The sequence below is a fragment of the Paenibacillus illinoisensis NBRC 15959 genome (assembly GCF_004000925.1).
Taxonomy (GTDB): Bacteria; Bacillota; Bacilli; order Paenibacillales; family Paenibacillaceae; genus Paenibacillus; species Paenibacillus illinoisensis.
Map to the genome: position 1 here is coordinate 320,234 of NZ_BIME01000001.1, position 24,466 is coordinate 344,699.

Annotated in this window: 22 protein-coding genes; 1 reads left to right on the top strand and 21 read right to left on the bottom strand. The window is 47.8% G+C overall.

Annotation, left to right across the window (positions count from 1 at the left end):
- Positions 1-24: 24 nt before the first annotated feature.
- From PIL01S_RS01335 to PIL01S_RS01355, 5 genes are all read right to left on the bottom strand, one after another.
- Entirely contained in the window at positions 25-1,056 is a 1,032-nt protein-coding gene (locus tag PIL01S_RS01335) for a zinc-dependent alcohol dehydrogenase (RefSeq protein ID WP_127535922.1), read from the bottom strand.
- A gap of 59 nt (positions 1,057-1,115) precedes the next feature.
- Entirely contained in the window at positions 1,116-2,396 is a 1,281-nt protein-coding gene (locus tag PIL01S_RS01340) for an aminotransferase class III-fold pyridoxal phosphate-dependent enzyme (RefSeq protein ID WP_127535923.1), read from the bottom strand.
- A 33-nt stretch (positions 2,397-2,429) separates the two neighbouring features.
- On the bottom strand, positions 2,430-3,584 hold the full coding sequence (locus tag PIL01S_RS01345) for a glycosyltransferase family 2 protein (protein WP_127535924.1): 1,155 nt from the start codon (positions 3,582-3,584) through the stop codon (positions 2,430-2,432).
- A gap of 273 nt (positions 3,585-3,857) precedes the next feature.
- Positions 3,858-5,135 carry a BNR-4 repeat-containing protein gene (locus tag PIL01S_RS01350; RefSeq protein WP_218029802.1) on the bottom strand — a complete coding sequence of 426 codons (1,278 nt, stop codon included), beginning with the start codon at positions 5,133-5,135 and terminating at the stop codon, positions 3,858-3,860.
- A gap of 276 nt (positions 5,136-5,411) precedes the next feature.
- Complete coding sequence (locus PIL01S_RS01355) at positions 5,412-6,299, bottom strand: LysR family transcriptional regulator (RefSeq protein WP_127535925.1); 888 nt, start codon at positions 6,297-6,299, stop codon at positions 5,412-5,414.
- 123 nt (positions 6,300-6,422) lie between these two features.
- On the opposite strand from PIL01S_RS01355, the gene dapA reads away from it, so the two are divergent.
- Positions 6,423-7,319, top strand: coding sequence for a 4-hydroxy-tetrahydrodipicolinate synthase (gene dapA, locus PIL01S_RS01360; protein ID WP_127535926.1), 897 nt, complete (start codon positions 6,423-6,425; stop codon positions 7,317-7,319).
- 90 nt (positions 7,320-7,409) lie between these two features.
- Here dapA and PIL01S_RS01365 read toward each other — a convergent pair whose 3' ends face one another.
- From PIL01S_RS01365 to PIL01S_RS01440, 16 genes are all read right to left on the bottom strand, one after another.
- Complete coding sequence (locus PIL01S_RS01365) at positions 7,410-7,670, bottom strand: IS3 family transposase (RefSeq protein ID WP_127535927.1); 261 nt, start codon at positions 7,668-7,670, stop codon at positions 7,410-7,412.
- Positions 7,671-7,809: 139 nt separating this feature from the next.
- Positions 7,810-8,772: an AEC family transporter gene (locus PIL01S_RS01370; RefSeq protein WP_127535928.1), complete on the bottom strand. Its 963-nt coding sequence runs from the start codon at positions 8,770-8,772 to the stop codon at positions 7,810-7,812.
- A 181-nt stretch (positions 8,773-8,953) separates the two neighbouring features.
- Complete coding sequence (locus PIL01S_RS01375; protein ID WP_127535929.1) at positions 8,954-10,654, bottom strand: NAD-dependent malic enzyme; 1,701 nt, start codon at positions 10,652-10,654, stop codon at positions 8,954-8,956.
- 305 nt (positions 10,655-10,959) lie between these two features.
- Positions 10,960-11,352, bottom strand: a complete 393-nt coding sequence (locus PIL01S_RS01380) for a hypothetical protein (RefSeq protein ID WP_127535930.1) — start codon at positions 11,350-11,352, stop codon at positions 10,960-10,962.
- Between the two features lie 188 nt (positions 11,353-11,540).
- Positions 11,541-12,254, bottom strand: a complete 714-nt coding sequence (locus PIL01S_RS01385; RefSeq protein ID WP_127535931.1) for a glycosyltransferase family 2 protein — start codon at positions 12,252-12,254, stop codon at positions 11,541-11,543.
- Positions 12,255-12,376: 122 nt separating this feature from the next.
- Complete coding sequence (locus PIL01S_RS01390; protein WP_127535932.1) at positions 12,377-13,609, bottom strand: beta propeller repeat protein; 1,233 nt, start codon at positions 13,607-13,609, stop codon at positions 12,377-12,379.
- An 18-nt stretch (positions 13,610-13,627) separates the two neighbouring features.
- Entirely contained in the window at positions 13,628-13,996 is a 369-nt protein-coding gene (locus tag PIL01S_RS01395) for a hypothetical protein (RefSeq protein WP_127535933.1), read from the bottom strand.
- Between the two features lie 232 nt (positions 13,997-14,228).
- Positions 14,229-14,696: a hypothetical protein gene (locus PIL01S_RS01400; RefSeq protein ID WP_127535934.1), complete on the bottom strand. Its 468-nt coding sequence runs from the start codon at positions 14,694-14,696 to the stop codon at positions 14,229-14,231.
- A 2-nt stretch (positions 14,697-14,698) separates the two neighbouring features.
- The gene (locus PIL01S_RS01405; protein WP_127535935.1) at positions 14,699-16,711 is read right to left on the bottom strand and encodes a S9 family peptidase; all 2,013 of its coding nucleotides are present in this window, start codon (positions 16,709-16,711) and stop codon (positions 14,699-14,701) included.
- A 25-nt stretch (positions 16,712-16,736) separates the two neighbouring features.
- Positions 16,737-17,666, bottom strand: coding sequence for an ABC transporter permease (locus tag PIL01S_RS01410; protein WP_127535936.1), 930 nt, complete (start codon positions 17,664-17,666; stop codon positions 16,737-16,739).
- A 15-nt stretch (positions 17,667-17,681) separates the two neighbouring features.
- The gene (locus tag PIL01S_RS01415; protein WP_127535937.1) at positions 17,682-18,599 is read right to left on the bottom strand and encodes an ABC transporter permease; all 918 of its coding nucleotides are present in this window, start codon (positions 18,597-18,599) and stop codon (positions 17,682-17,684) included.
- Positions 18,600-18,703: 104 nt separating this feature from the next.
- Positions 18,704-20,272 carry an ABC transporter substrate-binding protein gene (locus tag PIL01S_RS01420; protein ID WP_127535938.1) on the bottom strand — a complete coding sequence of 523 codons (1,569 nt, stop codon included), beginning with the start codon at positions 20,270-20,272 and terminating at the stop codon, positions 18,704-18,706.
- Positions 20,269-21,480 (bottom strand): M20 metallopeptidase family protein, encoded by a 1,212-nt coding sequence (locus tag PIL01S_RS01425; RefSeq protein WP_127535939.1) that lies wholly within the window; start codon positions 21,478-21,480, stop codon positions 20,269-20,271. Before PIL01S_RS01425 ends, PIL01S_RS01420 begins: the two co-directional genes overlap by 4 nt.
- On the bottom strand, positions 21,480-22,223 hold the full coding sequence (locus PIL01S_RS01430) for a FadR/GntR family transcriptional regulator (protein WP_127535940.1): 744 nt from the start codon (positions 22,221-22,223) through the stop codon (positions 21,480-21,482). Before PIL01S_RS01430 ends, PIL01S_RS01425 begins: the two co-directional genes overlap by 1 nt.
- A 212-nt stretch (positions 22,224-22,435) precedes the next feature.
- Positions 22,436-23,527, bottom strand: a complete 1,092-nt coding sequence (locus PIL01S_RS01435) for a Gfo/Idh/MocA family protein (protein ID WP_127535941.1) — start codon at positions 23,525-23,527, stop codon at positions 22,436-22,438.
- Positions 23,520-24,464, bottom strand: coding sequence for an AraC family transcriptional regulator (locus tag PIL01S_RS01440; RefSeq protein WP_246058059.1), 945 nt, complete (start codon positions 24,462-24,464; stop codon positions 23,520-23,522). Before PIL01S_RS01440 ends, PIL01S_RS01435 begins: the two co-directional genes overlap by 8 nt.
- Positions 24,465-24,466 lie beyond the last annotated feature (2 nt).

A 24,466-nucleotide genomic window follows, 5' to 3' on the forward strand; every position in this document is an offset into this window, starting at 1 on the left:
GGCAATCCCGAGACTTCTATACTGCTATAAAATGAGAGCTGTTTTGACGGAATTCATCGGCAGGGGCTCCCCGGTACGCAGATGATACCCCACTGTACCGTTGAATGCCTCCTCGTAATCAGACAGCAACTCCTTGGCTGTCACCATGCGTTCCAGTTCCGGAATGCTTTGCGCGAATTTCAATGCCGTACTAATCATCGAATGTACGGCTACGGCGCCAATAATGCTGATTCCATCATTAATAACATCCGTTGATTTGAATGTCACCTTATAGCTGTCGTCATAGCCCATGGGAATGATTCTTCCCCCTTTGGCAATCATCTCAAATCCAACATGAAGCTGATTCCCTACCGCATCGACTACGATGTCGAACTTTTTGTTGTTATTGATTTTATATACATTATCGAGAGTCAGTTCCTGAGGATAGAACACATGATCAGCAATGCCTGAAGCAAACTCTTTGCGGTACGGATCTACTTCAGTGCCAACGGTGAGCCGTGCCAATCGTTTGCTTACGAGCTGACACAGGGAACCAATAGCGCCTGAACCCAGAACGAGCACCGAATCACTTGGCTTAACCCCTGCTTTCATAAACGTCTGCAGCACACAACCAAGCGGCTCAATCATCATCGCTGTCTCCCAGCTCATGGAATCCGGAATTGGGTAGATATATTTCTCATCTCCCACGTAATATTCCGCAAATGTTCCGTGCGTGGTCATGCCTACCTGATAGTCATCGAAGTTTTCGCAATAGATGAACAATCCTTCGCGGCAGTAGGAGCAGGTTCCACAGGATTGAGTGGGATCAATCAGAACGCGGTCCCCCACCTTAAATCCACGGACTTCAGGGCCGACCTCCACAACCGTACCCACGCCTTCATGGCCGATAATCGTTCCCTTGTTTGCCGGGACTTTGCCTTTGACAATGTTCAGATCCGTGCCGCAGATGCCTGAACCATAAATTTTGACTTTAACCTGGTTCGGTTTCTGGATGCTTGGTTGTTCAACATCAAGTAACGCTACCTGTTTATGATCCTGATATACGAGTGCTTTCATGGATGATTCCTCCTAGTCGATTCCCTGTAGGGATGAAGTTATAAACGTTTTCGAACACGTTATCGAGCAAGATGCTCCTGTTTACGCAGCTCTTTCCAGTCCGAAAGGGTCTGCAAGAGTGCTTCTTCCACCCATAGCAATTCTTCTCGAGTATGGGCATCCGAGAAAATAAAGTATCCTTTGGTGAAAATGCCGAAGTGTGCCATTTTCTTTACGATAAACTCACGGAAGGGATCCGATTGGAAGTTATCCTCGGTAATTGAGTGAATGTAGAAGCTTGCATAGGTACCCTTCAAGGCCAATTGGTCCGTCAGCCCAAGAAGCACAAGTTCTGCCTCGATCAGATCCATGATTCGGATGGTGGCATCCCTCCAGCTTGGCCATACCTTTGCAGCTTGCATCAATCGTTCACATGCGATGGCTGCTGCAAGTGCAGTGGTCTCACTGGAATGCGCATTGCTGAATTTGACTTGTCCTGCCAAGGACATCAAATGCTGGGGTCCCATCACGGCAGCGAGGGGCAGTCCGTTCGCCATTCCTTTGGAGATACACAGCAGATCCGGCCAGATGTCATACTCTCCTGCTGTGGCCTGCTTGCCCATACGAATGCCCGAAGTGACTTCATCAAAAATCACAATGATATCCAATGATCGGCAGAGGGAAACGACTTGCTCCAGCTGTTCACGCTTCCATTCATTGGGACAAAGCACAATGCATGCGATGTCTTCGGGTGACGCTGTGATCTGAGCTTCAATTCGCTCTGGTGAAGGCTTGTCCACCCAGATCGTTGTACGTTCAATATCTACTGGTATACCGCGCTCTTTCGTTTCCCGACCATAATAACCATAGGCTGACCAGTCATGCCACCCGTGATAGGCTGTTGCAATCACTTTGCTTTTGCCGCTTCCTGCCCTAGCCAGACGTACGGCTCCACTGACAGCATCCGCACCGCTCTTCGTGAACCGCAGTGAAGGATATCGCCCACCAAACCGCTGGAGGATCAAGTCAGCACACTCCAGTTCAATGTCAGCCGGAATGGAATAGCTTGTCCCTTTTTTCAACTGATGAATGACGGTTAATTGAACTTCATGCCGTGCATGTCCCCAAGGAGCGGTACCCATGGCCATCTCGCAATCCAGCCATTCATTCCCATCAATATCGATAAAGCGGGAATTCCGTGCTTCCGCACAACACACGGGCGTGTAGCCTGGAAACAACCGTTCAGGCGCTTTGGCAAGTGTACTGCATCCGCTCGGAATAACCTTTTCGACGTGCGCAAGCCACTCCAGATTCCGGGTAAACCTTACGGCACGGTCCAGCATGCTCTCTTTTGATTTCACCTATAGTACCTCCCTGTACACTTGGTTTAATGGTTAACGAACCTTGGTTCCAGGCCAGCAGCCATCATAGATGCGATCCATCGTAATGACATTGCCATACAAATCGATAATCAGATCCTTGGCCCGGTGCGCATGTCTCATCTCGATCCAGTACCGGTTTTCCAGCAAACGGGCGAAATTGTCTACCAAAAACAGCAACCGGTTTTCACTGTGAATGAGTTCCTTGCCCAGTACCTGCGGCAGCCAGATGGCCCCGTTCGAATTGAAGCGGTTGGAATAATCACGTACCTCTGTAATAGGTGCAATCTCAGCTTCCTCAAGCTTGGTCCAGAACGTATCGGCATCACTGCGTACTTCAGCGAGATCAATGCCGACGATCGGCAGATGTTGGTGCTCGGGTTGGTTATTCAACTGTTCTTTCAAGTGGCTGAACACAAACGGCCAAACATCAGCCTCGATCTCACTACCCCACTTTTTCCAGAAGCGGGCCAGATTGTTTTTCCGGTTGAAATTCCGATGAATGCCGCTGCTGCGCTCCCAGTGATAAGCGCGAATGTTCGGGTTAATGACCGTATCATATCCGGCTGCACGTGCGCGCATCTGGTAATCAAAATCCTCGTATCCATTGAAGAATTTCTCATCCAGGGTACCGATCGTCTCGTAGACTTCCCGCTTCATACCGAACATGGCGAATACAACCAGCTGCACCGAGAACGTCTCTTTCGGAATATCCTCAGGGGATGCATTCAAGAAAAGGTGTCTGCCGATGGTGTCCGCAAAAGCAATACCGCAGTGCTGCACGCCCCCGGTTTGCGGATACAGCAGCACACCGCCAATCATGCCGATGGTAATATCGCTATCCAGCGTCTCTCTCATCATGGACTGCCAATCCGGCTGTAAAATCGTATCGGAATCCAGGAAGAAAATATAATCTCCCTCAGCTCGCCGCAGTGCACTGTTAATGGATACCGCGCAACCTAGTGGAAAATCATGCTGCAGAATTTCAATCGTTACCCCTTCCCGAACTTCCTGCTTCAGTCTCTCCAGATGTTGAAAGACTGCCGAGCCGGAGCCATCATTGATGAAGATAATCTGTGTGGACGGGCTTACCGTCCGAAGCAGTGAATCGGTGAACAGGTTCAGAATGTTATAGTCCTGGTTAACTGGCACAATAATCGTATAAAGCATGGGATCCCTCCTATTGGATGTGATGGAATGCGATCAAGCTGTTAACTCTGGAAAATATGTCTGGATACCAGCCTCCTTGTTCCGAATTTGCTGTCTCAATTTGGTAATGTTTTGGATCTACTAGAAATTTATATCATTTCTTGTAATTATGAAATCTCAAATTCTGAACTCTATTAATATATGAATATGATCCAAAAAAACACCCCCGAAGAGTTTCCGCACTGTGGATGCGGCTGACTCTCCAGGGGTATTTTTCAGAATTCGATAAGCAGATTAGTTTCTGCCGTAATACAGCTTGCGATTGGTGATATCCACCAGGTACAGAATGTCGACACCATTGGCATTGCGCTCAACACTGAGCCTCTCAATCGGCTTGCCTGGAGCAATCGACGTTTGGGTCCATCCGCCATTGCCGTCCGGAACCGCCATATATGCACGGTCGGTGCCACTATATTTCGCATAATAGACCCGAACTTCTGACCCCGTCCACGTAATATCAATTCCCGCTCTTGTTGCCGTGGCATTATATACGGTCTGCTGCGTCCATCCACCTGCATCATAAGAAGCATATTTCACGGAGAAGTTCGTGCTTCCTTCCTCACGGTAACGGTAGACAATCTTCGGATTGCCTGCTGAATCTACAGCCAGTTTGGCGCTTTGGATTCCCGGTCCCCCTGGATCGCCTCCATCCTTGACATAGGCCTCGGTTGGAGCAAACGGCTGGACAATATCCACATTACTTAGCGATACGGGTGAAGCTATGACACTGCCATCTGCTTTATAGAAAGTACCTGTTGAAGGTCTGTATTTTACGTAAGACAAATCATGACGGAGTGCGCTCGAAACAAAAGTAGACCATTCAAACAGGATGTGTAAGTCGCCTTGCGCATCGAAAACCAGATCATTGGGATAGAATGAACGACCCGCGTTCGCACCGACGATCGCCACTTGGCTCCAGCTGGACTGGGCATTGTTCCAGCGATACAAAATTCCAGGACGATATCCTGTCGTATCATCGCTTGATCGGATCAGAAGATAGACATCACCATTTGGTGCCGTTGTCAACACGGGATATGTCCCCTTAAACGTAGAGAAGGCAGGCATATCGGAAGAATGATTTTGCGGGGCGCCTCCTACGGTATCCGACCTGAAGTAACGCCAGCTATCGTTGTGCATGGAGGCAAAGACATGAAATCGACCGCTGCCGTCGCGGGCTATGGAAGGTTGGTTGTGCCCAATGTCATCGCTGTACTGGGCAACAGTACTGCCATTCATCACCGGAATGTTGGACCACGCTCCCGATCCATCCCGTCTTGCGATATTTACCGTATGTGTGTTCTCTGAGCCTCCCGGTCCGTTGTAAGCCAAGTAGGCATACTCATTTCCCGTGCCATAGGTCTCAAGCGGCGTCCACCATCCCGCCTGATTGCTAGAATCCATGGCATAAGGTACTTCCGTGAGTGCTGCTGCGGCCATACCAGTGCTCGTTGGCAGTATCGATATGAGCAATGCGGCAGCGGCGCCTATCTTCCAGAACCTGCTTTTTCCCAAGATCATTCGCCTCCTTCATGATTGTTGTAACATGAATTCGTAGAGAAAGAATCCCCGGCCGGGAATAATTAAAGCGCTTACAGTTTACTGGGTGCTTGTTAGCGCCATCACCATGGTAACATGAGTTTTCCGCTGTACGTCATATACAAAATCATGCTTTTAATAGAACAAAAATTTGATATTTAAGCTTCAAGATAAAATGGAATAGAACATTTCATCACTTCCGGTTTTGCTAAACGTTTTCGAAATATTCCATCACCAAAAAGACCGAATGGTTTACCATTCAGTCTCCTTGGCTCCGAGGTTCGTGACAAATTGGCGCAATGCATGAGATACCCATTTTCGGGTGTGAATGACTAACTGGATTTCGAGTCTGAATTCGCCATGCTCCAGTGGCAATACGGTGAGTTCCTCCCGCCGGATCTCATCGAGGGCGATCATTTGAGGCAAAAGCGAGATACCCGATCCTGCCATAATGCTTCGTTTAATCGCCTCAGGGCTTCCGAGCTCCAGACCTACTTTATAAGAAATACCGTTAGCCCTCAATACTCTCTCCAGCAGCTGTCTGTAATTGCAGGTATCCTCGGGCATAATCCATTCTTCGTCAGCCAGATCGCTCAGTTCGATTTTCTGCTTCTTCGCAAGGGGATGATCTGTGTTAACGATGAGCACCAGCGGCTCTTCCCGGATGGTGATCCACTGCAAGCCTGATTCGGATGAAGCATTCGCGAGAATAAGTCCCACATCGGCTTCTCCCTCTTTTACTTTCTGCAAAATCATGTCTTCCCGATCGGTCTGCAGCCGAATACCCAGTTCAGGATACTGCTTGCGCGTCGTCTGAATCGGGGCAGGAAGAAAATAGGAAGCCAGCGAATCCATCGTTGCGATGGTAAGCGAACCTCCGCCCTGTTTGGTCAGCTTTTCCTGCGAATGTTCATATATCTCCAGGAGTTGTCCGGAGAGCTTGAACAATTCTTCCCCTGCTGAAGTAAGTCGGATTTTATTGTTATTGTAACGTTCGAATAATTTGACCTGATAGATTTTTTCCAGCTTTTGAATCTGTGTCGTTACACTCGACTGTGCGTAGCCAAGCTCTTCTGCCGCCTTGGTGAAACTTTGCCGCACGGCCACTTCACGAAAGGTTTGAAAATAATTCAAATCCATGTTCCTGATACCTTCCTTATCAAAATAATCGATAACACCCATCATCTATTATAGTTAACTATGATGCCAATTCCCATGGTAAAGTGAATTTAATGTCATTTCAACATAAATGGAGGCCATATTATGCTAACCGAACAACAGATTCAAGGTATTTATGTACCGGTAATCACCCCTTTTACGAAGGATAATCAGCTCGATATCCCTTCCTTTCGGAACTACATCACACATATGGCGAATAGCGGAATTCACGGTTTAGTTATTAACGGCACTACAGGAGAGTCACCTACGGTTTCATGGGATGAAGTGGAACAGCTTGTTCAAGTCACGAAGGAAACCTTGCAAAGCATAAATAAAACAATACCCATCGTCGTTGGGACCGGAACCAACGATACAGCATCAACGGTCAAGCGAACACAAATGGCTGGTGAACTCGGTGCGGACGCCGTTCTTGTTGTAACTCCCTACTACAACAGACCAACAGAGGAAGGCATTTATGAGCATTTTCGTGTGACTGCCGAAGTGGGAGTACCCATGATTGTATATGAAATCCCTGCACGCACGGGTGTCCGTGTCTCGGTGGATACGATGAAAAGAATAATGAACTTAGACGGGGTTATTGGCCTTAAGGACAGTACCAATGGTGTGGAACTAATGTCGGAACTGGTACGAAGCGGATCCAAACCAATCCTGTGCGGGGATGATGCATTCTTTTACGATATGTTAAGTGAAGGTGCTGCTGGCGGCATGCTTGCATCTGCCAATATTAACACGGAGCAATTCATTGAAGTGTACGATCGCTTTAAAAATGGGGACAAAGAGGGCTCGCGTGAGCTGTTTACTCGTGTGGCTCCTTTTATTGACCATCTCTTTGCAGAGCCCGCTCCTGCCATGATCAAATGGCTGCTTGTCAATCAAGGAATCATTACTTCCGATCAACTGCGCCTGCCGCTGATGCCGGCATCTGAGCAATTAAAAGCGAAGATGGATCAATACATGGTGAGCAGTAACGCAGTAAGCTAGACACATCATTAACTACAGTGAATAGACATTGAAAAAGCCGCAGATTGGTCATAACCCTGTCAAGTAGACAGTACAAAAAAAAGACAAGATTTAAGTTACGGCCGCTTCCCGGTATTCAACCGGGGAACGGTCGTTTAACTTTTTCTGGAATCGGTTTTGGTTGTAAAACAATAGGTATTCACTCGCTTGCTGTTCAACCTCTATCCGCCCGAAACTGGCACTCAAGCCGATTTGGGTATGCTTTTTCTCCACTTGTAATAACCCGAGCGGGAAACTGCAGCTAACTTCAAGAGCCAAACCAGACGATGGCGTGCCTTTGACCAGCCGAACTGCCTCCAATTTCAATTCCAAGGAGTACCGCCGGAAAGTTTGCCCTTTTTAGCCATGAAAAAATCCCCTTCGTTTGACATGATTAAGTTCATCTTACCAGATGTCTTTTTTCTCATGTCTACTAAAAGGGGATAATACCAATATCGCGGCTTCTTCTGAATTAAACCAATATGGAAATGAGGATTGGCAGTGAGATCAATGACAGCACGGAGCTCATGACAAAGGATGACGCTGTCTCCACCTCAAGTGTATCGAACCTGGATGCAATCATCGCAGCTACGGCTGAACCTGGGAAGGATACCAGCAGGATGACCATAGTCATGTCGGTGGATGAAAGTCCCATCAATAATGCAAACATGTACGTAAACAATGGCAGGGCAATCACCTTCAACAGCGAAATGCTGATGGCATTCAGGCTGAATTTGATCCGGTTAATGCCCACCGTTACCCCGATTGCAAACAGGGCTGCTCCGGATGTTATGCTACCGATCTGGTCAAAAGAGCTTTGCAGCAGCTGAGGTGACTGGAAGCCAACAAGTGTCAGGATCACACCTAGAAGCGGAATGCAGGCAAGCGGTTCTTTCAGACCATGGATGATGGAATGGATCGTAAGTTTAAGCAAGCTTTCGCCATGACCACTCTGCTTGCCCTCTTCCGTTTTCTTCCCCACAGAACTGACAATGGTCGCGATTGGATCAAGCAGCGCATTAACTACGATGCCCGTGATTGCAATTGGAATGGTGACTTCAGCCGCACCGAACAGGTTACCCAGGACCGGAATTCCCATAAATGCAAATGAAGGTTGAGTAGCATTTAATGAAAAGATCGATGACTGACTAAGATTGACTTTGAAAATGAAACGCATCACTAACAGCAGCACAACATAGAAGCCGATAATCCCCAGGAATATGGTCATGAAGAATGGCCACTTGTCAATCAGGGTCTCTTTTTTCGTCGTAGTGATACCAATGAACAAATGCGCCGGCAGCGCAAACTTGGTCACCAGTGTATTCAGACCTTTGGAGGATGCGGAGTTAAATACTTTGAAATAGCCTCCAAAAAAACCGAGTAAAATTACGAAAAATATAGGAATTAATATAATGAAAATGTCACTTACTGACATGCTGGTCAAACCTCCATTTATGATCTGAGCATTTGCAACACTTCAACAAATGACAAAAATTTTGATCATATGATATGTTATTTTCAATTTTGGACACAGCCAAGGAATACCTGTACGGATGGACAGGTATTCTCTCGGTGTGACGTATTGTCATATTCAAACCATAGCGTGTTCACAATTATTAAACTGCTGCAAGGATCGGTCTATATACAGGGTGCCACATGGCTTCCTTAATCGCCTCTTCCACGTTTTCAAGTTGACGGCGGGCGACACCGTCTTCGATTGCTGCTTTCGCTACAGCCACTGCCACTTTGTAAGAAACATCCTGCAATTCTTTCACCCTTGGCAGCAGTGGAGCTCCTGGTTCAGAAGAATCTACTGCACCTGCTACCGCGATTGCCGCTGCTGTAAACATATTCTTCGTAAATTTTGAAGCTTTGGCTACAATCGCTCCCAGTCCCAGACCAGGGAAAACAAACGCATTGTTGGATTGACCGATTTCGAACTGAATGTCATTATACATTACAGGTTCAAACGGGCTTCCTGTTGCGATCAATGCTTTGCCATCCGTCCATTCAATCAGGCTTTTTGGAGCTGCTTCAGCAAGGGAAGTTGGATTGGACATCGGCATGATGATTGGACGTTCCACATGCTTGGCCATTTCCTTAACAACCTGTTCGTTGAAGGCACCTGTAACACCTGATGTACCGATCAGAATGGTCGGTTTAATACGAGTAACAGCTTCAAGCAGATTAACCTGCCCCTGTTCATCCCGATTCCAGTCTTGGATCTCGTCCGCTTTGCGTACATATGGCTTTTGGTACTCGAACAATCCTTCGATCTCGTCCGTCAAAATACCGCGATAGTCGTATGCCCAGAACCGGTTTTCCGCTTCCTCCTGCGTAAGTCCTTCTTCCATCATAGCATCTCTAATCTGATCCGCATTACCAATACCGGCAGCCCCTGGGCCAAATACCAGTACGCGATGCTCACGAAGTGGTACACCTGTAACCTGAACGCCTGACATTACAGCAGCCAGTGTGACTGCACCCGTTCCTTGGATATCATCATTGAAGGTGAGCAGCTCTTCTCCATATTTATGGATGATGTTTCTGGCATTTACGCTGCCCATGTCTTCCCAGTGAAGCAGAACGTCGGGGAACCATTTGGTCGTTTCCTTCACAAAAGCTTCAATAAACTGATCATACTTCTCACCGCGGATACGTTCATGACGATTCCCTACATATAATGGATCATTCAGCAAAGTAGGATTATTCGTTCCAACATCAAGTACTACAGGAAGTACTCGGCTAGGATCAACCCCTACGGCAGCGGTGTACACCGCCAGTTTACCGATGGCAATGTTAATGCCGCCCACACCCCAGTCTCCGATACCGAGAATGCTTTCCGAGTCGGTTACCACAATGAGATCCACGTCTCCAGCTTGCAGACCACTGTTCCGGAATGCCTCCTCCAGGCCTTTCATATCGTTAATGGAGAGGTACACACCACCAGGTCTGTGGTATTGATGGCTATATTCCTGAATCGCTTGCCCGACCGTAGGTGTATATACAATCGGGAGCATTTCACTAAGGTGTTCTTTCAATAATCGATAAAATAAAACAATGTTTCGGTTAAACAAGTCATTTAGCATGATGCTTTTACGCAAGTTATCAGACTCATTTTGCAGCTGCTGATAAACCCGGCTCACCTGTTCTTCAATATTTAAAACCATCGGCGGCAAAATGCCGTTCAGGTTAAGTTCTTTTCTCTCTTCTTCGGTAAAGGCGATACCCTTGTTCAGAATTGGATTGGATAGAACTTCTTTACCTCTTAATTGTGTTTTCAGATTCCCGCTCGGATCAACAAAAAATGTGTTCATTACGAATAGCCTTCTTTCATGATGTCTCTTTAGTTTCTTTTTAACACTAGGTAACTTTAAGTTAGTTGTTAACCTTCCGATGACAATTATATGACTTTTTCACTATGATGTAAACGAAGTTGTGAAACTTTCATGAAAGGAATTTAGTTGTTATTCGATAAATAATATTTATCAATTTGTTATTTTTCAAGAAAATCATTTTATAGCATTCTTTGGATTCGACTTGAGGAATGATGACAATCCATAGACATAAGAAAAAACCGCATTGCTGCGGTTTTATAGGATAATTTGTTTGAAATGAATTGTTATGGGATGTAAGCGTCCACAACCTCTACCTTTTTCGCTGCCCCATCCTCTATGTATTTCACATCTATTACGCTTCCTCTCTGAAATTTGGGGACATGTATGATTGGAATATACGTCTTCACAATGGTTTGAAAGATCTGACCATCTTCCTGGGTAACTAACAGATCAAGACGCACGCCAGGCCGTCCATCCATGCTGGATGAAGTCTCAGCGATATCCTGGATGATTGCTTCTGCAGGCATTCCGAATTTCAAAATCTCTTTTTTGTTCTGCATCTTCTCTTGACCCGTTCGCAGCCTTTTAGTGACATTTAAGACCAGAATCAATCCTGTGGTCAGCCCGAACACAACAATTACTATACCAATGATTACGGTTATTAAAGCTGTCGTCATTTCATCCTCCTTAAATGAGACTTCATACAGATTACTTCAAGATTAGATATGATATTCCTGCAAATGTTTGAATCCGTGAGCCTTGATCTGGTGTCTTCACCAGGTTTTATTTCAGAGTTATCTTCAATCACTCGATAGTTTAATGGGGCGCTCACAGGAGCGCCTATTTACTTCATGGATGTCGCCATTTAGATTTCCTTGTCTGCGAATGGGCGAAACTGGTCTGTAACGGTGAGTAGTTTACTGCCCTGCAGATAAAACGCATCATCTGCTTTCCACGTATGGCTTTTCTTGTTCTGCCTCCGGTGATAGACATAGTTATAGGGTGAGGTCGCATATGTTTTGAACCCTTTCTTCCTGCATTGCCTCAGAAAGGTAACATCTTCACCCACGGAACGGTCGGTGAATCGAACCTTCTTGAGGACTTCCTTTTTGAACAGAATCGTGCCCCCCTGCACAAACTCTACGAATTTACTGGCTTCCTTAGGGGATCTGATCAGTAGTTTTTTCGAAGCGCCGAGATATACCAGACAGGAATGTTTGCCCACGATATCACTTCGGGTCCGTTTTAATGCCCCTACTTGTTCTTTCAAATAATGGGAAGAATAATAATCATCATCATCAAACTTAGCAATTAACGAGAAGCGGGCACGTTCAATCCCTGCATTCAAGCATTGTCCCAATGAGATTCTCTCAGGAACCTGATATACATGAATATTGGCGTGGCCTCGAACACGGTTTCGATATGATTCCAGATCCATGCCGTCATGATTAAGAATGATAATCAACTCTTTGCTCCGGTACCGCTGTCTCTTAAAATTCGTCAGAATGTTATCAAAAAACTGTGACCGGTTCGTACATACAATAATGGAAACCCCATGTCCACCCTCTGTATTGTTCAAGGCTTAACCTCTCTTCTATGAATGATCTTTCATCATATGTAGAAGAATAGATCAGGTGTAGGCTAATAGAAAAGAATTATAGATTGAGCCCTGGCTGACCTGCCAAGGCTCCCCAAGCATGGTTACGTACCAAAATACACGTCCAGTTTTCCTGTTGGTGGCGTGGTCGCCATCCAAACGGCAGCCAGATTATCAGGAGCGGCGGTAGCAGCCGTAATATAATCCCCAATGAGCGGTGTTGGAACCGGATTATTTCCATTCGGATTAAAAGAAGTCGTCGTGAGTCTCCGATTACTGAACGTAACCCCACCGTCAAAAGATTCAGCAACGAATACATCCAGAAGGAATCCGTCGATCCGGTTGGTCATATAAATGATCCGAATCGTTCCGGCAAATGGGGACACGGTTATAAATGGGAAGAAGTTCTGTGTACCTGGAGGGGCACCCGTTATACTTACAGGAGCTGACCAGAGCAGTCCATCAGGTGATTCGCTGAGGAACACATCCGTGTAACCATTTCGGGCATCGTTCCAGACTCCATATACGGTTCCACTGTTAGGTCCAATGGATATATCAGCACCCAGACACAGGTTGGTTTGAACTCGAAATGCGTAATTGGGTACAGGCAATGGCGAAGGCGCAGGTACAACGGATGAGATGAACGTGGGCTGTCGCTCAACGGGAGGCTGATAATTGATTCCGCCATCATAAGATATCCTGAGCAATGCAGAAGGGCTCGCAGGGCCAGTAAGAATATATCCAGCATATACTTCACCAGAGAACCCAACGGCTAGAGCAGCACGGTCATGTATCCCGCGTGGGTTGGACTGTCGATCTGGCGGATCCCAGGACAGGCCCTGCGTTACAGATCTTTGGGTGAAAATGGCCGAAGAAGTTGTAGCAAGCGGAGTATACCCCACGTAAGCATGCCCTCGGTAAGGACTGCCTGGAGACCGGTCGACGGCAATAAAGGGTTCGTCATTGTGAACAACTGTACCGTAACCCGCCTGAACGATTACAGGTGGTTGCCACGTTAGCCCATCATCAAAAGAAGTATAACTGACAATTGTACCGTCGTTGATCCCGTTAAATACGTGAGCCGTCACAATAAAGGTGTTCGGAAAAGTATAGTCAATAGTAGGTGCTTCTGCCCCGGAATATCCCGCAGGCTGCGGAAGCACCGTGGTCGACCAGGTATTGCCACCATCAATGCTGCGGTAGAAGCCAGTTAGCGTTGGCCCTGTGCTGGTGTCTACCGCTACGACGCACATAATATTCGGATTTAACGTATTTACAGCGATGGAGGGTTCAAACTGGTTGCCTGCCAAGGCTCCCGTAATATTAACAACTGGCAATGTAATCACCTCAAGTTTTTAAGGGATATTTGTAAATCGGTCTATGATGGACATTTCCGACTGAAGGACACGTTGAATCACCTGACCTGTAGAGTCTACACCGTAAACATTGATCATAGTACTCGTTGCACTGAAAAAGTCACTTTGAACCTCAAAAAATGCGGCATTAATGAGTGGATAGATGATCGTTCTGGTAATTTGCGGGCCTAATGCAAACAAATCATGACCAACCGGTACACGTACCGTTTGCGTTGTGTCCCATCTGAATATTTCAAGTTCAATATTAATTGTCGTATCCAGGGAATCATTAATGCAGGTTACAAGAACCTGAGTGGATTGCGTCGCTCCATTGACCGGGTTATAGATCATTCCTGTGCTATTTGGCAAAACATTTCACTCCCTTCAGCAGAAAAAGATACTATCCTTCCCGTTTAGACTATACTATGTTCCTGTCTATCAACCGCCACGGCTAATATAAGTGCCCCATCGAATGATCCTGTTCCTTTTTTATGCAGCGCATAATCGTGCGCATCTTGCCTTTTCGCTCAACAAAATAAAAAAAGCCCTGGTAAACTCCTCAGGACCATTCCATATAAGATTGCAATTTATATAGGTTGAATTATTGATATTTTAGTTTTATCCCCACGAGAGTGAGAGTATCGGTTGAGAGCGCTGCACCTGCCTCATTATTTTCTTCTTCAACAACGTCCCACTGCCGGCCAATAAGCATGCGCAGCAATTCTATCTCTTGAGCGCTTAATTGGATATGCCGCAAGGTTAACTCCTCTTGGCTGTAGTCCCGATCAATCTTACGATCAAAACGAAAGTCCAGCACCCTTTTTAATCCGTTGATATGCAAAAACTTAAACTCGTATCCGCTGCGAAGAGCCTCCGCCCAATCCTCTGCAGCTTCTTCTGCCGTCTGCAACCGTTCTTCCAAATCCATGGTTGGTTCCTTGATCTTGGACAGCAAAGGTGCGAGATCTCTCCGCTGCAAACGATCGATAATAATCTCAATCGGTTCACCACTCGTCAAAACATTCTCCACCAGCATCCCTACAGGAATTGAAAGCCGCACCTGACTCATGCTCAGACCGCCTCATCTCGAAGATACTGATTGAACCAGGCATTGATCTGTTCGAAACTGTCGACTCGTAGTGAAGGCTTGCCGCTTTTGAGCAACGAGTGATTGGAACCAGGGTAGCGAATCAGTTTGGTTGTTTTGCCGTAACGTTTGAGCGTGGTATAGAGCTCCTCCGCCTGGGCAATCGGAGTCCGATAGTCCTGCTCCCCATGCATGATAAGAAGCGGTGTGTCGATCTTATGTGCGTGAGCCAGCGGTGAACGGGACCATAACAGCTCGGCATTCTCTGCCGGATTGCCCCCAATGACTCCCTCAACATAAGATATGCCTATATCACTGGTACCGTACATGGAGAGCCAATTGGAGATGCAGCGCTGGGTAACAGCTGCCTTGAACCGATTGCTGTGGGCAACGATCCAGTTCGTCATAACCCCTCCGTAACTACCGCCTGCAACACCCAGACGTGATTCATCAAATGTTTCGTAAGTGTCCAGGGCATGGTCGACCGCCTCCATTAAATCTCGGAAGTCTCCACCCGCGAAATCACCACGGCAAGCTCTGGCAAATTCCTGTCCGTATCCCATACTCCCTCGCGGATTCACCCATAAAACGGCATAACCTTGTGCTGCAAGTGTCTGCATCTCAAAACTGAAAGTGCCTGTATACATTGCATGCGGGCCTCCGTGGATTTGCAAAATCAGTGGAGTTTTGGCACTCGAATCCTGCCTCGCAGGCTGCAGCAGCCATCCCTGGATGCGCCAGCCGTCTGTGGATGAAAATTCAATCCGTTCAGGGACATTCACTTGGAGCGCGTTGATCCATTCGTCGTTTCTCCGGGTGAGCCTGATCATTTCGCCAGTCTCAACATCCACGCGGTACAGCTCCGCAGGGTGATCGACTGTCAGAGCAGCAACGACGAGTGTGGTTCCATCCGGTGACAACGTGTATTGATACACATCCTTTTCACCTTTTCCGGTCACGGGCTGACAGTTTCCATTTTCATGGATGCGGTATACATCCACGCTTCCATCATGCGTACCGAGTACAAACATGCCTCGTTCAGGATGTTTGGCATCCCAGAGCGGAGATGGAGTCGGACTGGCGGACTTCATATCTCCGAGTGCCGCGTTGCCTAACTGCATATCGAGTCCCGTTGTGATCGGCTGTGGCGTTCCTCCTTGAACCGGAACTGTGTATAATCTGTTATGGCTGCCACTGCCGAATTCCCGGTCGCTGGCAATCAGGTTCAGTACCTGACCATCGGGAGAATAGGAGAACTGGCTCACCAGCAGACTGGAGTCTGTCACTTTGGAAGGCTCACTTTCTCCCAGCCGAATAGTGTATACGTCAGTGAAGTACAGCAGATCCGCATCGGCCTCCTTATCCTCCACCTGCTTCGAGATAAAAGCAATGCTCCGGCTATCCGGGGACCATGTGGGTCCACTGACATTCCAAGGTCCGGTGGTCACTGATGTGATCTCTCCACTTTCCACCTCATAAACGAACAGATGGCTGTAGAGACCGTCCCACCAGCCGGATCCCTCCGCTTTCGGCGTTGTACGTTCATACACTTTGCCACGCAGCTCAGATGCCGTTTCATTCTTCGGCTCATCTTTGTCACCTGCGTCTTTTATCTGCACTTTGCAGGTGAAGGCAACATACTGGCCGTCAGGTGACCAAGCGTAATCCACTATTTTTCGCTCTGGCGGAATAAGATTAACAGGTTCGTCCTCTCCTGCCGCAAGCGTCCATAATCCTTTGCCGCCCTCTTCCAAACGCAAGAAAGCAAGCCGTGTTCCGTCCGGTGTCCAGTTCGGCGCTGTGTCCTTGGTGCCATTCGTGAGCTCGACATCATTGCTGCCATCTAGCGAGATTCCCCGAATCCGGGTGTTGTACTCGTTCTTTTGCCGATCTATGGTCTGCTCTACGTAAGCCACCTGTCCATTCGGATGGATTACGGGTTGGCTAATGGAACGATAGTGATATAAATCCTCCGGCATGATCGGTCGTTTGTTCATATGAAGGTCCCCTTTCCCAGTCCTGTTATTTTTTATTCGTTTCCGTACGTGGATCAAGTACATCGCGCAGCCAATCCCCGAGGAAAATAACGCCAAGCACTGTGAATGTGATGGCTAGTCCCGGGAATGTGGCTACCCACCAGCTTGTGGCTACATATTGTCTTCCATCACTGAGCATGCCTCCCCATGAAACGTCCGGCGGCTTAATGCCCAGACCAAGGAAACTGAGCGAAGCTTCCATAATAATGGTCGTTCCGACGTTCATACCGCAGATGACGATAAAGGAAGACAGGATGTTTGGCAGAATGTGTTTTACAATCAACCGTCCATTCTTGGCTCCTATGGACCTGGCAGCATGAACAAAGTCACGCTCCTTGATGCTAAGAACCTCACTTCGAACGATACGGGTAAACGGAACCCAGTTGGTTACGCCGATGACAAAGATCAAGGTCGTTATTCCCGGGCCAACGATGGCCATCACAACGAGCATGAACAGAATGGTAGGAATGGCCATGAAGGCATCTCCCACCCGCATGATAACCGCATCCAGCCATTTCCCATAAAATCCGGATAGCAGTCCCAGGATGGCTCCGATCACTCCTGAGACAATGACTGCCCCCATACCTACGATTAATGAAACACGTGCACCATACACGATTCGGCTCCACATGTCTCGGCCCAGGTTATCCGTACCAAGCCAATGTTCCGAGGCTCCTCCGTCCAGCCAGGCAGGAGGTTTAAGGCGATTAAGCGGATCGACAGCTGCAGGATCGTGACTCGTTAGCAGAGGTGCACATATGGCGATCAAAACGACCAACAAAACGAGCACAGAGCCAAGCATCCCGGTCTTGCTGATGATCAGCTGTTTCCATATATAGCGAAATCCCCCTTGCGTACGTGAACTCTCCTTCTCCTGTTCCGCACCCGGAATTGGCATTTCATTGCTCCCTGTCATAGGTTGCACCTCCTTCTAGTCGAATTTAATGCGCGGATCAAGCAGCCGGTAAGCTACGTCCGTCAGAATATTGGTTATAACTACGATTAATGCAATGACAAACACGGCTGCCTGTACAATCGCCATGTCATGTGTATTAACGGCGACGACCAGAAGCTGTCCCAGCCCCGGCCAAGAGAACACCGTTTCCGTAATCAGTGTTCCGCCGATCAGACTCGTAAATTGCAAGCTCATAATTGTTACAACCGGGATCAAGCCGTTCCGGAACGCATGTTTCCCAATCACGACCATCCGGCCAAGCCCCTTGCTGCGTGCCGTACGAATATAATCCTGACTTAGAATTTCCAGCATGCTGGAACGAATTAGACGAGTCATCTGTGCGGCCAGACCTACGCCAAGGGTAAATGCGGGCAAGATCAAGTGCGACAGACCACCCCGACCCGAAACGGGCAGAACGCCCAACATAACGGAGAACAACAGGATCAGCATGATGCCCATCCAGAAGTTCGGCATCGCCTTGCCGATCACGGATATCCCCGAAATGATCAGATCGGTAAACGTATTACGTTTAACCGCCGAAATGACACCCAGCGGCACTGCCATCAGAACGGCAAAAAACATGGCTGCTACAGCCAGTTCAAAGCTGGCAGGCAATCTCTCCAGAACAAGCTGCAGGGCTGGTTGTCCATAGCGAAAAGATTGACCGAAATCGCCCTGCAACGCACTGCCCAGGAATTTCATGTATTGCGTATAGAGCGGTTGATCCAGCCCAAGCGCTTCTGTAAGCACCGCGCGATCTTCCGCTGTGGCAGTCTCGGGCAGCATCAGGGCAACAGGATCACCCGTGACCCTGACCAATATAAACACAATCAGCGATACAATAAATAATACCGGTATGACTTGCAGTAAAGATTTGAATACGTACTTTCCCATCCTCATTCACCTCCATGCGATACAAAAGAACGGCAGGAACTTGGTCAACCCAGTCCCTGCCGTTCACGGCCTATCGTTGCAATGACCAGTTCTTCTGCCGGGTCTTACTGTGCTGCAGGTGTAATTTCGTCGGCATAGAACATTTCATCACTGCGCGGCGTGAAGTTCACGCGTGCATTCGTTCCGTAGACCCCTTCCATCTGGTACAGATACACGGCTGGACGTTCCTCTGCGAAGATTTGCTGTACTTGCTGGTACTCTTTTTCACGAGCCTCAGGGTCCATGTTCACCAATGCAGATTGAAGCAATTTCTCCACTTCCGGATTATTGTAATCCGATTCTCCTTTAGCTTCTTCCAACATGTAACGGTTGTAGTTATTGGAAGCGTCGAACAAGGAGTTACCGATACCGATCATGAAGATTTCCTTGAATGATTTGGAGCTGTAACGTTCACTGAAAGCACTTGGCTCAAGCACGTCCATATTAATTTTGAAGCCTGCTTGCTCCAGCATGGCAGCAACAACTTCAACCTGTTCCTTATATTGCGATGAAACGGAAATGGTCATCTCGGCTTCGCCTTCAGCGTAACCCGCTTCATTCAGGAGCTGCTTGGCTTTTTCCAGATCATAAAGCGATGTTTTGTATAATGAAGGATCTGCACCAAAGTTACCTGGCGTTACAGATGTACGGGTGACGATACCTGCTCCGCCAGCAATGCTGTCGACAATACCTTGTTTGTCGATGGCAAGATCAATGGCTTCACGGACTTTCGGATCAGCTGTAATGCTGCCTTCTGTCTGACGGAAGATCAGCTGCAGCACGCGCTGGATTGGTGCTTTGACAATTTTCTTGTCTGCTTCACCTTCAATACGGGCGATGTCTGTAGATGGAATCGATGCAGCTACGTCAACTCCACCTGCGAGCAGTTCGGATACCCGCGTGGAAGCCTCAGGGATTACGCGGAATACGACTTCATTCCATTTCGGTTCATCGCCATAGTAGTTCTCATTCTTCACGAGTACCACACGATCATCTTTGGTCCATTTGCTGAATTTATAAGGTCCGGTTCCTACCGGCTGTTTCAGGAAAGCATCCATGCCATTATCCTCGATATATTTGGCAGGCAGGATGCCTGCTCCCATCTTGGAGAGGCGGTTAAGCAGGAGCGGATCCGGTCCGTCTGTAATGATATCCACGGTATGCTCATCAACCGCTTTGACTTCAACGATATTTTTGAAATAGCTGTTTTGTTTAAGCGTTTCATCTTTGGCTACTCGCTCGAGTGTATATTTGACGTCTGCTGAAGTGAATGGATCGCCATTATGGAACGTAACCCCTTTACGCAGCTTGAAACGCCAGGTGGTGTCATCCACTTGTTCCCAGGATTCAGCAAGTCCAGGCACTTTATTTTGTTCACTGTCGTTTTTGATCAGATAATCGAATACGTTAACCAGAACCGCCTCACTGGATGTATTGTTGTTGTTATGCGGATCGAAGCTCTCAATATCGGTAGCAGCTGCAATCGTAAGTGTTGTGCTGGCAGCTCCGCCGCCTTCGGTTCCACTTGATGCCGAGTTGCTGTCTGTGCCTGTACCTGTTCCACCGCATGCGCTGAGCACCAATGCTACAGCCAGTAATGTAATCCACATGCCAGTCCATTGTCTTTTTTTCATTTGGAACGTTCCCCCTCAGAAGTCGTGTGTCTTGCCAAAAACTCAAGCGCTATGGATGACAGCATGCCTACACCATAAGGCATTGCCGTTTCATCCAGATCAAACATCGGATGATGAAGCGGGTATCTTGTCCGCTCTTCCTCATTGCCTGAACCAAGACGGAAGAAAACGCCAGGAATCTGTTCGCAATAGAAGGCAAAATCCTCACCGCCGGTAGAAGGCGGAATGCTGCTCCATCCTTTTGCCCAATCCAATCCATCAACAGTTTCGGTAAGCAAATCCACCATCGCATGATCGTTCACCACGACCGGATATCCATCGCCATAAACAACTTCATGCCCTGCGCCGAAGGAAGCGCACACCCCGCTAACGACTTGTTCAATCAATGCAGGCATGCGTTCACGAAGGGTGGGTGACAGTGTGCGGACCGTACCGATCATCTCCACCTCTGGCGCAATGGCTGTGCCCATATACCCGCCAGTGATTTTGCCAATGGTGACTACAACGGGCTCCAGCGGATCCACCAAACGACTGGCGATATTCTGCAGCGCTGTGATGACCTGAGCTGATACGGCAATCGCATCGATGCCTTCATGCGGCCGTGCAGCATGTCCACCTTTGCCGAATACACGAATCACCAGACGGTCTGCTGAAGCAAAAGCAACCCCTTTACTCACACCAACGGTACCCATATCCTGGCCAGGCGTCACATGCAAACCTGCAATCGCATCCACTTTCGGATTCTCCAGTACACCGTCCTGAATCATGGCCCGTGCACCGGCTAGCCCCTCTTCTGCTGGCTGGAACACAAACTTGATGTTGCCCGACTTCGGTCTGTCAAGACCGGTAAGCAGTTCAGCCGCCCCCATCAAAATGGTGGTATGAGCATCATGACCGCACAAGTGAGCCTTGCCTTCAACCTGGGAACGATACTCCGCCGATTTCTGATCCTGGATCGGAAGAGCATCCATATCTGCCCGGAGTGCAATGGTTGGACCATCCGTTTCCCCGCGAAGCAAACCGACAACCCCGGTCCTGCCAACATGACGGGTCACTTCAAGCCCCAGGTTCTCCAGATGGTCGGCCACAATTCCTGAAGTCCGCACCTCTTCGTATCCGATTTCCGGATGGCGATGGAAGTCCCGACGCCAGTTCGTGAGCTTCGGCTGCAGCTGCTGTGCTAGTTCAAAAAGTTTTGCTTGTTCCATTAGTGCTCATCTCCTTCTTGTTCCATTGTGACCAACCTTGAATAGATGGCATCAGCGGAATATGCAATGTGGCGTTTCATCGTATCTCGTGACTTCAGCGGATCACGGGATTTCAGTGCTTCAAGAATTTCGGTATGTACCCCTTGATTAAGAACCCGAATGTTTTCATCGTATGGCATCAGATCCAGCGCAGGATTGATCTTGGTACGAATCTGTCTGACTGCCGTTTCCAGGTAAGGATTCCCTGACGCCTTGGCAATCGTCAGATGAAACTTGACGTCCAGTGCCCTGAACCATTCCCGGGTACATTCTGGCTCGGTACTCTGTTTGATGTAACCTTCCAGCAGCTCCAGTTCGCCTGCGGTGATCCGCTCAGCAGCCAGAAAAGCACCTTCCGGCTCCACGATTGTCCGATATTCAAACACATGTAACATCTGATCCCAGTCACGCATGATTTCTTCCTTGGTTCTTTTATGTGCATTAGCCGTGATGGGGAGTACGAATGTTCCTCCCTTGGCACCAACACGTTTTTCAATCAATCCCTTACGCTCAAGAGCAGATAAGGCTTCACGAACGGTAATTCGGCTTGCATTGAACATTTCGGCAAGTTCACGTTCCGAAGGGAGCTGATCTTCACTCATGATTTCTTTAAGGATAATAGCTTCCTCTAACTGTTCTCTGATAAACTCACTAACCTTTATTGCAGAAACTTTCTCAAACTGGAAAGTCGCTTGGTTGAACATATCAACACTCCGATCGATATAATGTCTAAACCTTATACCATTAAACTCTTATTCATAATATAATTCCGAGTAAACAGATATGCAATCATTTTTTTTCAAAATATCACAAATATTTTTTAATCCGACGAAAATGCTTAACTTAATAACGAAAAAGACGCTGCAAAATAACAGCAGCGTCTTCTCATCGTTTAATTGGTGTTGCTTCGAAAGAATTAGTTTTGCTCGTTCAAGTACACCGCTTTTCCCGTGCGGGCAGATTCATAGAGAGCTTCAAGAATTTGCGATACAACCAGAGCTTGTTTAGGAGTAACTACAGGCTCTTGATCCTTATCGATAGCTTCAATCCATTTTCTCATCTCCACATCCGGCGCACTTTCCGACTTCCCGTCGTAGAACGCTACGCCGTCTGCACTAAGCGAGATCTCATTCGTATAGAGACGGCTGAATTTCTCGCCGTTAATGCGCAGGCCATTCTTCATGTCGGCTCCGGCTTCCGTTCCGCTAAGACTGCATTTTGCTTCATCCACATCCAGCGAATTCAGCGCCCAGCTGGATTCCAGCATGATGGTCGCACCATTTTCCATTACGATCATGCCGAAGGCCGAATCCTCAACCGAGAATTTCTTCGGATCCCACGGGCCCCATGCATTTGCTGCATTTTCCTTTTGGGAGAGCTCATGATACGTTGTGCCCAGAACCACTTTGGGTTTGTAATTGTCCATCATCCAGAGTGTCAGGTCCAGTGCGTGTGTACCGATATCGATCAGTGGTCCGCCGCCTTGTTTTTCTTCATCGAGGAAAACACCCCACGTCGGTACGGCTCTTCTGCGAATCGCATGTGCCTTGGCAAAATAGATCGATCCCAGCTCGCCTGCTTCGCACATCTTCTTCAGGTACAAGCTGTCTTCTCTGAAGCGGTTATTGTATCCAATGGTCAGCTTTTTGCCTGTGCGTTCAGCTGCTTCAAGCATGCTCTGTGCTTCGGCGGATGTCTTCGCCATCGGTTTTTCACACATGACGTGTTTGCCGGCTTCAAGTGCTGCAATGGAGATTTCGGCATGCGAAATATTAGGGGTGAGTACGTGAACGATGTCAATCGTTTCATCCTTCAGCAGCTCCTGATAATCCGTATATACTTCGGCTTCGGCACTGCCATATTTCTCTTTGGCTTCCTCAGCCCGTTCAGGAACAATATCACAGAATGCAACCAGTTCAACATTATCGAGCTTGCTCAAACTCGGCAGATGCTTGCCATTCGCAATCCCGCCACATCCAACAATTCCAATCCGATACACTTTACTCATATCCATTCACCCTCACTTTTGATTTGGTTTGTTTCATCTTCCGAAAAGCAGACGGGGTCATCCCTAGGCGCTTGCGGAAGACGGCATGCAAATAGTTGGCATTGGTAAAACCGGAGACAAGTGCAATCTGTTCAATCGATCCGTTGCTCTCCTCCAGATTGCGGCACACCGCGCCAAGGCGAATATCTTCCAGCACACGGCTGAACGGCATGCCTGGCTGCACCTGATAAAATATCCGCTGCAGTTGTCTGGTGCTGATATGTAGCTTCTCTGCCACATGTTCCAGTGTGACGACATTGGAATAATTGGCCTCCATATACTGCACAGCATATTCATACCTGTACATGGACATATCCCGCTCCGGTGCTTCAACCCGGATTTCGCCGTTATCATGGGCACGAACGGTTCTCAGCAGAATGCTGATCACAAGCTGTTTAATGGATGTGTAATACCCGATCAGTTTACGATCACATGCTTCATACGCTTCCAAAAAACAGTTCATGGCCCGGTGATAATCATGCACCGGAACGAGGGGCAGCGCCTTGAGCTTGGCGATCGTCTCCTCGGATTCTGCGGCTTCCCAAGGATCTACATCCTCTCTGGGCTGCTCGACAATATCCACATGAAGACATAGTTCATCCATGTCCTCTTCGGCATCGGCCTCCTGATAGTGAACGACGCCAGGCCCGGTCAAATAAAGCATGCCTTCGGACAAGGAATGCATCTGGTCTCCCAGAATAACTTTCCCCTTGCCCCGCGGTATAAAATGAAATTCAAATTCCGCATGGTTATGAAAATCAACGATTCGACCTGCCGGAAATGACGTCAAGTGAAATCGTAAAACCCGTATTTCGTAATGTCCCCAAGCAATGGTTATGTCCAAACGCTCGAGGAGATCCTGTCGTTCAAGCATTTTTTCAAAAGGATATCGGTTCAATA

Coding starts and splice junctions, on each gene's coding strand:
- PIL01S_RS01430 (WP_127535940.1), bottom strand. CDS start 22,223: ATGTTCAACCAAGCGACTTTCCAGTTTGAGAAAGTTTCTGCAATAAAG.
- PIL01S_RS01435 (WP_127535941.1), bottom strand. CDS start 23,527: ATGAGTAAAGTGTATCGGATTGGAATTGTTGGATGTGGCGGGATTGCG.
- PIL01S_RS01370 (WP_127535928.1), bottom strand. CDS start 8,772: ATGTCAGTAAGTGACATTTTCATTATATTAATTCCTATATTTTTCGTA.
- PIL01S_RS01415 (WP_127535937.1), bottom strand. CDS start 18,599: ATGGGAAAGTACGTATTCAAATCTTTACTGCAAGTCATACCGGTATTA.
- PIL01S_RS01375 (WP_127535929.1), bottom strand. CDS start 10,654: ATGAACACATTTTTTGTTGATCCGAGCGGGAATCTGAAAACACAATTA.
- PIL01S_RS01335 (WP_127535922.1), bottom strand. CDS start 1,056: ATGAAAGCACTCGTATATCAGGATCATAAACAGGTAGCGTTACTTGAT.
- PIL01S_RS01345 (WP_127535924.1), bottom strand. CDS start 3,584: ATGCTTTATACGATTATTGTGCCAGTTAACCAGGACTATAACATTCTG.
- PIL01S_RS01425 (WP_127535939.1), bottom strand. CDS start 21,480: ATGGAACAAGCAAAACTTTTTGAACTAGCACAGCAGCTGCAGCCGAAG.
- PIL01S_RS01410 (WP_127535936.1), bottom strand. CDS start 17,666: ATGACAGGGAGCAATGAAATGCCAATTCCGGGTGCGGAACAGGAGAAG.
- dapA (WP_127535926.1), top strand. CDS start 6,423: ATGCTAACCGAACAACAGATTCAAGGTATTTATGTACCGGTAATCACC.
- PIL01S_RS01405 (WP_127535935.1), bottom strand. CDS start 16,711: ATGAACAAACGACCGATCATGCCGGAGGATTTATATCACTATCGTTCC.
- PIL01S_RS01355 (WP_127535925.1), bottom strand. CDS start 6,299: ATGGATTTGAATTATTTTCAAACCTTTCGTGAAGTGGCCGTGCGGCAA.
- PIL01S_RS01380 (WP_127535930.1), bottom strand. CDS start 11,352: ATGACGACAGCTTTAATAACCGTAATCATTGGTATAGTAATTGTTGTG.
- PIL01S_RS01400 (WP_127535934.1), bottom strand. CDS start 14,696: ATGAGTCAGGTGCGGCTTTCAATTCCTGTAGGGATGCTGGTGGAGAAT.
- PIL01S_RS01420 (WP_127535938.1), bottom strand. CDS start 20,272: ATGAAAAAAAGACAATGGACTGGCATGTGGATTACATTACTGGCTGTA.